The sequence below is a fragment of the Salinispora fenicalii genome, from assembly GCF_000514815.1.
Taxonomy (GTDB): domain Bacteria; phylum Actinomycetota; class Actinomycetes; order Mycobacteriales; family Micromonosporaceae; genus Micromonospora; species Micromonospora fenicalii.
The window spans coordinates 1-10727 of record NZ_AZWQ01000040.1 but is presented as its reverse complement, the minus strand read 5'-3'; the positions used below and the strand labels follow the sequence as shown (position 1 = coordinate 10727).

Sequence of the window (10727 nt, the reverse complement as noted above, 5' to 3'; positions counted from 1 at the left end):
TTGAAGCAGGTCGAGGGCTGGCAGGACATGCCCCTGACCGAAGCCGCCCAGACGGTACAGGTGTCGGCCTACCCGTTCCACTACGCCCAGTGGGAAACCCAGGCCGCTGACCTCGTGGCCGAGCACTGGACCAGCTGACCCCGGCACCACCACCAGACCTAACCCATACAAGGGGGAAAGAAGCTGTTGGCCGGCACCCGAACCAGGGTGCCGGCCAACAGTGTGTATGGGGCATTGCCCGGCAGGGCCATCATGGCGATCCCGGGCTACAACTCGCCAAGGATGCGGGCGCGTAGCCGTGTGTATTCCTCATCGTCGATGAGTTGGTGTTGGTGCAGGTCGACGAGTACTTGTAGGCGGTTCGTGATCGAGGCAGCCGCAGGTGTTGTCGGGACGGCGTATGGATTTGTTGCACGGTTGTCGGGATCGGTCCCGACAACCGGTTCAGCGGCCGGCGGGCCAGGTGGGCGCGCGTCGACAGCTGCGGCGATGAGCCAGAAACTCTCGTCGAGGGCGCTGATGCCGCCGGCAGCGGCGGCGAGGTGCTCCGCAGTCTCGGGTACGCAGCCCAGCACAGTGGTCATACCAGTGACCTGGGTGGTGGTGGGCAGGAGCCGGCCGGCGAGGACGTCCATGACCATGGTGGTGGGCATGTGCGCGCGGGCGGCCAGCTCGGTGGGGGAGACTCCGGCGAACTCGGTGTAGACGCACAGGTAACGGGCCAACGCCCGCCAGGTGGGTGGGGCCTGCGGGTCGATCGTGGCGACCAGGTGTCCGAAGCGAATCCGACGCCGGTTGTCCGGTAGCGCGGGCAGATTTACGACCGGCAGGGCGCGCAGGCTCGGTGCGGCGATGAGTTCGAGCTTCACGCACTGGCGGGCGTGTTCTTCCCGAATCGTCGCCACCTGTGCGGCGACCGTTCGCGCAGTGAGCAGTTCTTCTCGGGTCTGGTGGAACTGCCGCTCGAGTTGGTTGGCACGCCGGGCCTCGTTCTTCCTGCTGTTCTCGACCCGGCGCAGGGTGTCCAGGTACCGGTCGGTGTCCTGTCGGATCCGGTCCTGTAGGCGAGCGATCTTGTATTGCAGGGCGGGGATCGTTGGGCCGCTGTCGGGCACGTTCCGTAGTTCTGACTTGCCCTGGGGGCGGCTGACCGGGCCGGTGTAGCCCTCAGGTAGCCGGCCGCGGGCGCACTGGTACCAGCCGGCAGCCAGGGCCCGCATTCCCGACAGTTCGCTTGCACACCTGTCCGGTAGGCAGCCGATGATCAGCTCGACAATTTGCCAGGTAGGTCCGTTGCGGTAACGGCTGAGCTGTTCCGACAGCTTTTGCCGGTTCAAACCCGGAAACGCCAGTCCACGTTCCCGGGCGATGCGAATGACCTGGGACTGTCCGCCCAGGTAGTCCTCGATGAGGCTGCGGATGTAGAGGGTGTACTCGGCTGCGTCGGGGCTGGCGCTTCGATGGCGGATCGTGGCTTCATCCACGATGTATGGACGGGCGTTGCGGGTCGTCGGGCGGTGAGCAGCGGTGCTCATGTCGGTCGTCCTCAGGGGCACAAGAGGTGGCCCGGCAACGGGCCACGTTGTCGGGAGTCTGCCGGGTTTCCTTTCCCGACATGAGAGACGTCAGGAAGAGTCATCCCTGCCGATCATTGCTGACTGGCTGATCGGTCAGGGTGCTCTACGCAGCTCGGTTGGCGGCCTGATCAGCGTGGAGCACCCGCCTTTATATACATGATGCGAAGCGACGGTGACAGAATGCAGCACCAGGTCAGATTCCAGCGCCCGGCAGCGGTCATCAGCGCACTGGCTGTGCGTCCTTACATCCCTTACGCCAGCGGGGAAAAGCGCCCAGCTCAACCCCGCCGCCATCAGCCCAAACACCGGCGCCCACCACGCTGGACCAGGCGTGCGCGCCCGAAGGCACCCGGTCCATGAGGTGAGACGACGCGGATCGATCCTCAGCGCGGCTACATCGACGTAGCCCGGTGGGTCCGACTGGGTAGCGACGATTATCCGTTGGGCGAGCCCTCAACGGACACCCGCCAGCCGCGACGGCGAAACACGTCCACCAGCGACGGATGTTGTCTCAGATAGGGCGTCCGGTGATCTTTCCGGTGACGGGGGCTCGTGCGGACCAACGTTCGGGAGAGTCACGTTAGCGGCCCCGCGCTTGGGTAACTGACCCAGCCCGCCAAATCTTCGATCTTGGCGTTTGGGAGTTGATCGATCAACCGTGATGTACCGAGTGTCGCTACTTCGCTACGGTGACTGTCATGGGCGACTCGGCTGACCAGAAGCAGCGACGTAAGGCTGCGCTGGAGGCGGAGCGGATCCGGCAGCTGCTGCGGCGGCACGGTGGCCGCGAGTACGACGCCTCCCGCGAGGACGACCATTACGAGGGCGGGTTCGAGATCGAGGTCGCGAGAAACGGCCGGCCTCACCTGGTGGGTGGCTTCCACGTCGATCCGTTCCGGGTGTGGCCGGCGAAGATGCGTCAGCATGCCAAGACGCTGACCGACCACGGGTACGAGGTGACGGTCGTCTCTCACTACGACGACGGCGAGATTCTGGAAGTCCGGCGTCCGGCCCCGCCGCCGCGCGGGAGGTGGCTGCGGGCGCTCTTCGGGGACTGATCGGGTGTTCGTTGGGGGACCCCTCATCGGACGCGGCCCGTTCACCACTCGCCGCCCAGTCGATGTCGACATTCACCTGTGTCAGAGTCCGAACTCCTGTGCACGAACCGCCGAGGTGGCGCCGGGTTGGTGCAGTCGAGTTCATACCTCTGGCCGGACCGGATTTGTATTCACTAATGTCGATTTGACCCGTGTTCCTGTGCACGACGGTGAGGATCGCCGATGGACGACCCGAGCGTGGTGGTGGAACGCGGAGTACTGACCGCGACTGCGGAGGTGTGGCAGCTGGCGGCACGCCGGGCCGAGGTGATCGGCCGGCTGGCCGACGGCGAGGGCAGCCACCGCCGGGAGACATGGGAACGGCAGATCACCTTCCTGAAAGACGTCGGCGTCCCGGCCGGTTTCCTGCCGGATGGCGCCGAGTTGGACCTGCAGTTCCCCGCCGGTCAGCCAGCGACTGTCGCCGGGCGCAGGTAGCTGTAGACCGTCTCGCGACTGATCCCGAACTCCTTGGCCAGCGCGGATTTGCGCTCACCGGCGGCGACGCGCTCACGCAACTGCTGCGCCTGCTCGGCGGTGAGGGCGGGTTTGCGGCCGGTGTACACGCCGCGCTGCTTGGCCGCGGCGATGCCCTCGCGTTGGCGTTCCAGAATCAGTGCGCGCTCGAACTCGGCGAAGGCGCCCATCACCGACAGCAGCAGGGTGGCCATCGGTGAGTCCTCGCCGGTGAACGTGAGGCTTTCCTTGACGAACTCGACCCGCACGCCCTTGCCGGTCAGGGTGCGTACGATCCGGCGCAGGTCGTCGAGGTTGCGGGCGAGGCGGTCCATCGAGTGCACGATGACCGTGTCTCCGTCGCGAACGAACGCGATCAGCTCGTCGAGCTTCGGCCGGGCGGTGTCCTTGCCAGACGCCCTGTCGGTGAAGACCCGCTCCACCTCGATTCCATCGAGCTGCCGGACCGTGTTCTGGTCGACGGTACTCACTCTGACGTACCCGACGCGCATCGTTGCGTCCTCTCCGACCCGGTTCTGTCAGGTTGGACTCTATGGGCCGACCGGACGAGCGTCAAGAAACGCCGCACTGGACCCTATTCTGACGTACTCCGGTGCCGGCAGTAGGTGTGGTGTTGGGGTGTACCCCAACACCACACCCACTGTGGGTCGACCGGAGTACGCCGCTGACCGGCAATGGGCGACTACGACGTCGAGTAGGCCCCCGTCCGCAATAGACCTCGGTGGGCGACCACTGGTCGCCTCGGCCTGTTCGGCGCGGGTGGCCTCGGCGCGTAGGGCTTTGTCGGTGGCGCGTAGCTCGCCGGTGAGGGCTTCGATGTCGACGCGGCCGTCGCGCCGCTGCGCGCACGTCCAGGGAGTGAGCGGCCCCGGTCGGCGCCCCCTGCCGCGCCAACTTCACCGACGCAGCCTGCGGCCGGCTGGAGTCGTTGTACAGGCCGTGGTCGGACACGGGCCGGTGGCGGGGAGACGACAAAGGGGTAGGGGTAGGTGGAGAGCTGGACCGGCGAGGCTGCGGACGTGAGAAGAAGCCGGGTACGGTCCGCGAGTCTGCGGGGGCTGTTCGCGGTGCCGCTGATGGTGGCGCTCGTGTTGGGCATAACCTCGGTCGGTGCGGCGCGCGTGCTCGCGCACAGCGTGCCGTCGGCGGCAGCGGGCCCTCCTGGTACCGGCCTGGCCTGGGGCTTCAACCTCTGGGGCCAGGTGGGCGACGGGAGCACCACCAACAAAAGCAGCCCCGTCGCGGTGGACCTGCCAACCGGCACCACGATCACCACCATCGCCGCCGGCCAGGGCCACAGTCTGGCGGTGACCTCCAACGGCACCGTGCTGGCCTGGGGACACAACAACTTCGGTCAGCTAGGCGACGACACCACCACCCGCAGAAGCACCCCCGTGACGGTGGACCTGCCAACCGGCACCACGATCACCACCGTGGCCGCCGGCGACCGCCACAGTCTGGCGCTGACCTCCACCGGCACCGTCCTGGCCTGGGGCGACAACAGTGCCGGACAGCTGGGCGATGGCACCACCAACAACAGCAGCACCCCCATCGCGGTGGACCTGCCCACCGGCACCACGATCACCACCGTGGTCGCCGGCGCCAACCACAGTCTGGCCGTGACCTCCGCCGGTACCGTCCTGGCCTGGGGCTTCAACTTCTGGGGCCAGGTGGGCGACGGCACCACCACCAACAGAAGCACCCCCATCGCGGTCAACATGCCAACCGGCACCACGATCACCACCGTGGTCGCGGGCACCGGCCACAGTCTCGCCGTGACCTCCGCCGGCACCGTCCTGGCCTGGGGCTACAACAGTGCCGGCCAGTTGGGCGATGGCACCACCAACAACAGCAGCACCCCCGTTGCGGTGGACCTGCCGGCCGGCACCACGATCACCACCGTGGCCGCCGGTGAACGCCACAGTCTGGCGCTGACCTCCGCCGGCACCATGCTGGCCTGGGGCTACAACAGTGCCGGCCAGTTGGGCGACGGGAGCACCACGGACAGCAGCACCCCCGTTGCGGTGGACCTGCCAACCGGCACCACGATCACCACCGTGGCCGCCGGCGACCGCCACAGTCTCGCCGTGACCTCCGCCGGTACCGTCCTGGCCTGGGGCAACAACGCCTTCGGCCAGCTAGGCGATGGCACCACCGCCAACAAAAGCACCCCCATTGCGGTGGACCTGCCAACCGGCAGCACGATCACCGCCGCCGCCGGCACCCGCCACAGTCTGGCTATCGTCCCATCGACATCAACCACGACCCTGCAGGCGACCCCACCCAACCCGACACCGGATCAACCCGTCACACTCACCGCCACCGTGACCTGCACCGGCAGCACCCCCACCGGAACCGTGACCTTCCACGACGACACGACAACCCTGGACACGGAACCCCTGACCGGCAACCCCACCACCACCGCAACCCTCACCGTCACACACCTGGCACCCGGCACACACCACATCCAGGCGCGCTACAACGGCGACAGTAACTGCCCAGCCTCCACCTCCAACCCCACCGTAGTCACCGTCCCCAAGCCCACCATCCCCGTAACCGGCACCAGCCTGCCCACCATCCTCACCGCCGGATTCCTCCTCACTCTCACCGGCGCGGCCCTGACCGTTGCCACCCACCGACGCCGACCAACACACGAGGCCTGAGGACCATCCGGCTCGGTTCCTAATGACCATCGCCGGGCACGGCCTGCTCAGGGCACAGCTACCGGAAGAATCCCGAGCGCCTGGTCGCGCTCACGGGTACCGTTCCGGCCGCGTGGGGGGCTGCTGTTCGTCCTCAACGCCCGCGGCCACCGATGGACGCTCTACTCCCCGGACCCCGAGTACACCGCCATGCTCGCCGTCGCGGCGGCCGCCGGCACCCTCGAACTCGAGTTCGCCGTCATGGCGGCCAAGCTCCCTGGCTGGAACTCCGGATGGCAACTGTGAACCGCAGGTCAGGCGACCCTCAACGCGACCGGAGAAGTGGTAGTGCAGAGGAGTTCAGCAACCTGTGCAGTCGACTTCGGAAAGCGACAGTGGCCGCCGACGTTTCCGCAGGCCGCCGAGTCCCGACGGTGCCACCATCGCCGACCGGCTGCTGTTCGCCGTCGCCGCCCTGGCCGCCGAGCTGGAACGCGAGCTGATCCGTGAACGCACCCTCGACGGGTTGCGGGCCGCGGCTGCGCAGGGCCGCCGCGGCGGCCGACCGGTCGCCGTCACCGCCGACCAGCTTGACGTCGCCCGCGCTCGGCAGGCCCGTGGCGAGTCCGTCACGGCGATCGCCGCGCACCTGGGTGTGGGCCGCTCCACGCTGTACCGGGCGCTGCGACCCGACGACGGCGCGGATCAGCCGTCGTCAAAGTCGACGTAACCGGGGTCGCGTAGCGAACGCCAGGCCTGCCGAGGCGACCTGCCACCGCGCGTTATCGCTTCACCTCGGCCTGGCGTGACTTCCCGAACCCTGGTTCTCAAGCGCCTTGTCGTCAAGACGACGTCCGCCCCATGCGTGAGATTGTTTCCGGTATTGAGGGAGTGTGTCGCAGTCACGAAGGGGTGAGCGCGGTGGCGGCATCGCCGCGGAGAAGTCCGACCGTGGGCAAGACGTGGGTGAGGGCGTGTCAGCGCGTAAGCCGGAGGCACACCCAGCGTCGACTCGGTGGGGTGCTCGTGTGGGCGCCGAGACTGTGCGGGTAGTGCAGTGGCTGACAGTCAACGCAATGTCGGCGGTGGACTTGGCCGTCGATCTACGGCGGCAGTGGCGCGCCGGGCGCGCGAAGCGGTTTGCCGAAGAGGCGGTTAGGAACGCACTGTCCAGAACGGAGTTTGCTCACTTCTTGTCGGTTCACCCTGCTAGGGAGTTTGTGTGGGGCCACGTGACGCGGCGCGCGCACGTGGGCATCATCGAGTACGTCAAGCTCCGAGAGATGTGGCGTTCCCGGCTGGTCGCCTACAGCCTGGGCCTGCTCGTTGCCATGATCACTATGAAAAGCATTCCGCCCGTGCCCAACGAGTTGCAACAGCGGACACGAGAGGCTGTAGCGCAGTTGGGGACGACGGGTATGGCTGCGGTCATGCTCGCCACGGTGATCGTGATGGTCTCGACGATCGTCGGGCTTGGCATCACGGCATGGGCCACCTTCCTCCGCTACCGGTTTGCGTTACGGCAGGCATGCGACAGCCTGCTGCCGCATGTGCGGATCGCGATAAACATCTGGACCGAGCGGCACTCGCCGGACGTGCTTCTGTTTGACGAGGCTCCCGCGTTGGGCGCCCGTGCGGGTAGTGGCTACTACATTGACCGCGTCGAACGAGAGCGGATCTCTACCCTCATCCGGGAGCAAGTTGGAGTAAAAGTCTGACTTTTGGTCAGACGGGCCGCGTAGTGGCCGGCCGCAACGCGGCGGTTGATGCTCGTCGGAAGGGTGGTCGATGTGGCTGATCCGGCGCAGATCGGTGTGGTCCGGTTCGGTGCGAGCCACCGCCGGCGGCGTGCTCACACCGATGATGATCCGCGTGTGCATCGGGTGACCGTGCGTTTGTCCGAGGCAGAGATGATGGCGGTCGAGGCGAACGCGGCGGCGGCCCGGATGGCCACCTCGGCGTATCTGGCGGAAGCCGGCTCAGCGCCGCTCGTCCCCGCTCCCGCCGGCCCGGATGGTGCCACGGAGACCGGGCCCCTGTTGGTCGAGTTGATGGGCTTGCACCGGCAGGTACGGGGCGCGGCACACAACCTGAATCAGGCGGTGGCGCGGCTGCACTCGACCGGTGAGCCGGCGGGGGACCTGACCGCGACCGCGGCATACCTCGCGCGCGTCGCGGCGCGCGTCGACGACCTCGTCATCGCGATCGCCGCCGCACAGACAGGCCGGCGATGATTCCGAAGGTCACCTACGGCAGTCGGGTCCGCGGGCTGTTGGAGTACCTGTGGGGGCCGGGAAAGGCTGAGGAACATGTCAACCCGCACTTGGTTGCCGGGTACGACGACGTGACGCTGCTCGCCCCACAGCAGCGTGCGCACGACGGCGGCTGGTCGCTGGAGGAGTTGGCGGCGCGGCTGGATGCACCGCAGATCGCCGCCGGCGAGCGCGGAGTGCGCCAGTACGTGTGGCAGTGCTCGTTGAGCCTGCCCGCACAGGAGGGGCAGCTTGACGACGCCATCTGGTCGCGTATCGCGGGCCGGTTCGTGGCCGAGATGGGGTTCACCGGTGACGCCGAGCGGGCCGGGTGCCGATGGATCGCAGTGCGCCACGGCCTAAGCGCGAGGGGCAATGACCATGTGCACCTGGTCGTCACTCTCGCTACCGAGGACGGGGCACCGGTGTGGCTGCGGCAGGACAAGCGGCGCAGCCAGCGGGTAGCTGACCTGCTGGAGGACGAGTTCGGCCTGGGTAAGTGGACACCCGGCCGGGCCGGTGCGACGAAGCGGCCGGAGTTGACCCGGCCGGAGGTCGACCGGGCCCGGCGCAGCGGCCAGACACCGGAGCGGGAATTGCTGCGCCGACAGGTCCGAGCGGCCCTGGCCGGGGCCGGCAGCGAGGCCGACTGGGTGGCGCGGATGAAGGGCGCGGGCCTACTGGTGGCCACACGCACCGCGGCAAAGGACTCGCAGCAGGTGGTCGGGTACGCCGTGGCTATGAGGCCGACCGGAGCCGCTAAGCCAACCTGGTACGCCGGGCGCAGTCTGGACGGTGACCTCAGCCTGCCCCAGGTCCGCAGGCGGTGGCCCGAAGCCGAGCCGCCGTCGGCCGGTCAGTGGAAGGCGGCTGACCCCGCAGATTCGCCGCGGATCAGGCTGACCGGTGAGGACCGGATAGCGGTGTGGCGATCCTCCGCTACCGCCCTGGAGGCGATCAGTGGCCGGCTGACCCGGATCGCTCCTGACTCGCCGCAGTGGCCGGCCGCTACCCGGGCTAGCGCCGAACTGCTGGCCCGGGTAGCGGCGGCCACCGAACCATCCGGGCGGGGTCCGGTGACCCGTGCCGCCGATGCCCTGGCGCGTGCGGCGGCACCACCACGTCGCGCGCCGGCGCCAGCAGCGTCGTCGGTGGCCGTCGAGTTGGGCCGGGTGGCCGATGCGCTGCTGGTCGCCGGGCATGCCCGCAACAGCGGGGAAGCGGCCATCCTGCTGGCCGTGGTGGTCCAGGCGGCGCGGCTGGTTGTGGCGCTGGCCGAGCTGCGTGCCGCCCAGCAGCAGGCCCACGCCGCCGGCGCAGCAGCCGCCGCCGCGGCGCATCTGATGCCCCTGCTGCAGCCCGGCATCCAGGTGCAGGTGCCGACCCAGAGCGGTACGCCGCAGGCGCAGCCCCACGCCGTGCCGGCCCGACCCCGAGATCTGAGCGGTGACGGGGAAGCGCAGCGATGAGGAGGACGAGGCAGTGCCCGACAACGAGATGGCCGAGATCCACCAGCGGGCTACCGCGGCGGTCACCGCCATGATCCAGGCCGCCGGCGAGGTGGCGCAGGTACTCATCGAGGCCCGCATCATGCAGCTGCAGCGCGCGGCGCGTGCCAGCGACGAGCAGGCCCGCCGGATACGCGCCCAAACCCGTGCCGCGCAGCAGGCCGACGCGGCAGTGTGGCGGCCAGCGATGCGGACGGGGTGGTGGCGCACCGCGGGGACGGAGGACATCGCCCGGGTGTGGCGTGCCGCATCCACGTGGCACCACGTCGACCCTCGGGCGCAGCAGGCTCGGCAGATGGTCGTCGACCAACTCGCCAAACGGACGGGCCGGGTGATGCCCGAGACACAAGAGTCAACACCGGATGGCACCGAGGTGCTGTCTGATGCCGTCGACCGAGCGGTGTCCGAGGACACGGAACAGTCGTCACAGCGGCTGCCGATGTCCGCCGAGGCGGTGAGCGACAGGCACGAGCGGATGGCCGCTGAGGTGCGCAAGGCGTGGCCGTCTGGGCAGCGGGCTGACACGGTGATCGGGTGCGAGGCGTGGGGTGCCCTGGCATACACCCTGGACCAAGCGCAGCACACTGGCCACGACGTGCAGCAACTTCTACGCGGCGTGTCCAGGTTCGTGGACCGGGCCGAAAGGCCGGCCGCCTACGCGTGCCGGGTGGTGCAAGACCAGCTCGACGAAACCGTTGATCTCGGCACAGTGCGGGTGCAGAGCCGACACGGCACCGAGCCGGCAGCGGTGGCCGCGTCCGCGTTTCCGCAGTCAACGATCTCGGCGGTCACCGAGGTCGCCTCAGCCAGTGAGGAACAGCAGCCCACTGTCCGCCCTGCCACGTCGAGTGTGTCCATGGCGGCGCCGGGCCGATAGCGCCGAGCGGGCCTATCGGGTGTGGCTGCCGTGGTGGAGGGGGAACGCGGTGGCCGCTACGGCGGTCCGGTCAGCTTCGGGGCTGCTGGTGGTCGCGTCGGCGCGCCGGTTCATGCCCAGCTGAAGTCACGGTCCATGTCCCCCATACACAGCCCACAGGGCGTGTATGGGCGAGTATGGGAGCTGTTGGATCAACATCACTGGTGTCTGGTTGATGCCCGTGTGGGGTGTGGTCGGGGGCACGGTGGTGGCGGAATCCCGGCCGGCGTCGGGGCGTTACACCCTGCGTACGACCGA

General features: G+C 68.4%; 10 protein-coding genes. 8 read left to right on the top strand and 2 right to left on the bottom strand.

Annotated elements, in window-relative coordinates; all coding sequences use genetic code 11:
- Positions 1–266: 266 nt before the first annotated feature.
- Positions 267–1535: a hypothetical protein gene (locus B116_RS26870; protein WP_027660835.1), complete on the bottom strand. Its 1269-nt coding sequence runs from the start codon at positions 1533–1535 to the stop codon at positions 267–269.
- A gap of 740 nt (positions 1536–2275) precedes the next feature.
- On the opposite strand from B116_RS26870, the gene B116_RS0117650 reads away from it, so the two are divergent.
- Both B116_RS0117650 and B116_RS26865 read left to right on the top strand, forming a co-directional pair.
- Positions 2276–2635, top strand: coding sequence for a hypothetical protein (locus B116_RS0117650; protein WP_027660834.1), 360 nt, complete (start codon positions 2276–2278; stop codon positions 2633–2635).
- 222 nt (positions 2636–2857) lie between these two features.
- On the top strand, positions 2858–3112 hold the full coding sequence (locus B116_RS26865; protein ID WP_082312838.1) for a hypothetical protein: 255 nt from the start codon (positions 2858–2860) through the stop codon (positions 3110–3112).
- On the opposite strand, the gene B116_RS0117640 is transcribed toward B116_RS26865, so the two are convergent.
- Positions 3082–3642, bottom strand: coding sequence for a recombinase family protein (locus tag B116_RS0117640; protein ID WP_027660833.1), 561 nt, complete (start codon positions 3640–3642; stop codon positions 3082–3084). The genes B116_RS26865 and B116_RS0117640 overlap by 31 nt on opposite strands.
- 498 nt (positions 3643–4140) lie before the next feature.
- On the opposite strand from B116_RS0117640, the gene B116_RS0117635 reads away from it, so the two are divergent.
- The 6 genes from B116_RS0117635 (at position 4141) to B116_RS0117605 (ending at position 10430) form a co-directional block, all read left to right on the top strand.
- On the top strand, positions 4141–5814 hold the full coding sequence (locus B116_RS0117635; RefSeq protein WP_027660832.1) for an RCC1 domain-containing protein: 1674 nt from the start codon (positions 4141–4143) through the stop codon (positions 5812–5814).
- A gap of 349 nt (positions 5815–6163) precedes the next feature.
- The gene (locus tag B116_RS25320; RefSeq protein ID WP_317888968.1) at positions 6164–6523 is read left to right on the top strand and encodes a helix-turn-helix domain-containing protein; all 360 of its coding nucleotides are present in this window, start codon (positions 6164–6166) and stop codon (positions 6521–6523) included.
- Between the two features lie 298 nt (positions 6524–6821).
- Positions 6822–7511 (top strand): hypothetical protein, encoded by a 690-nt coding sequence (locus B116_RS0117620; RefSeq protein ID WP_027660831.1) that lies wholly within the window; start codon positions 6822–6824, stop codon positions 7509–7511.
- Positions 7512–7676: 165 nt separating this feature from the next.
- Positions 7677–8027, top strand: a complete 351-nt coding sequence (locus tag B116_RS0117615; protein WP_223874605.1) for a MobC domain-containing protein — start codon at positions 7677–7679, stop codon at positions 8025–8027.
- Entirely contained in the window at positions 8024–9514 is a 1491-nt protein-coding gene (locus B116_RS0117610; RefSeq protein ID WP_027660829.1) for a relaxase/mobilization nuclease domain-containing protein, read from the top strand. Before B116_RS0117615 ends, B116_RS0117610 begins: the two co-directional genes overlap by 4 nt.
- A complete protein-coding gene (locus B116_RS0117605) occupies positions 9492–10430 on the top strand; it encodes a hypothetical protein (RefSeq protein ID WP_033667709.1) in 939 nt (312 codons plus the stop codon). The genes B116_RS0117610 and B116_RS0117605 overlap by 23 nt, the downstream gene beginning before the upstream one ends.
- Positions 10431–10727: the final 297 nt, after the last annotated feature.

Excerpts from the sequence above, each read along its gene's own strand:
- B116_RS0117610 (WP_027660829.1), top strand. The coding sequence starts at position 8,024 with ATGATTCCGAAGGTCACCTACGGCAGTCGGGTCCGCGGGCTGTTGGAG.
- B116_RS26870 (WP_027660835.1), bottom strand. The coding sequence starts at position 1,535 with ATGAGCACCGCTGCTCACCGCCCGACGACCCGCAACGCCCGTCCATAC.
- B116_RS26865 (WP_082312838.1), top strand. The coding sequence starts at position 2,858 with ATGGACGACCCGAGCGTGGTGGTGGAACGCGGAGTACTGACCGCGACT.
- B116_RS0117640 (WP_027660833.1), bottom strand. The coding sequence starts at position 3,642 with ATGCGCGTCGGGTACGTCAGAGTGAGTACCGTCGACCAGAACACGGTC.
- B116_RS0117650 (WP_027660834.1), top strand. The coding sequence starts at position 2,276 with ATGGGCGACTCGGCTGACCAGAAGCAGCGACGTAAGGCTGCGCTGGAG.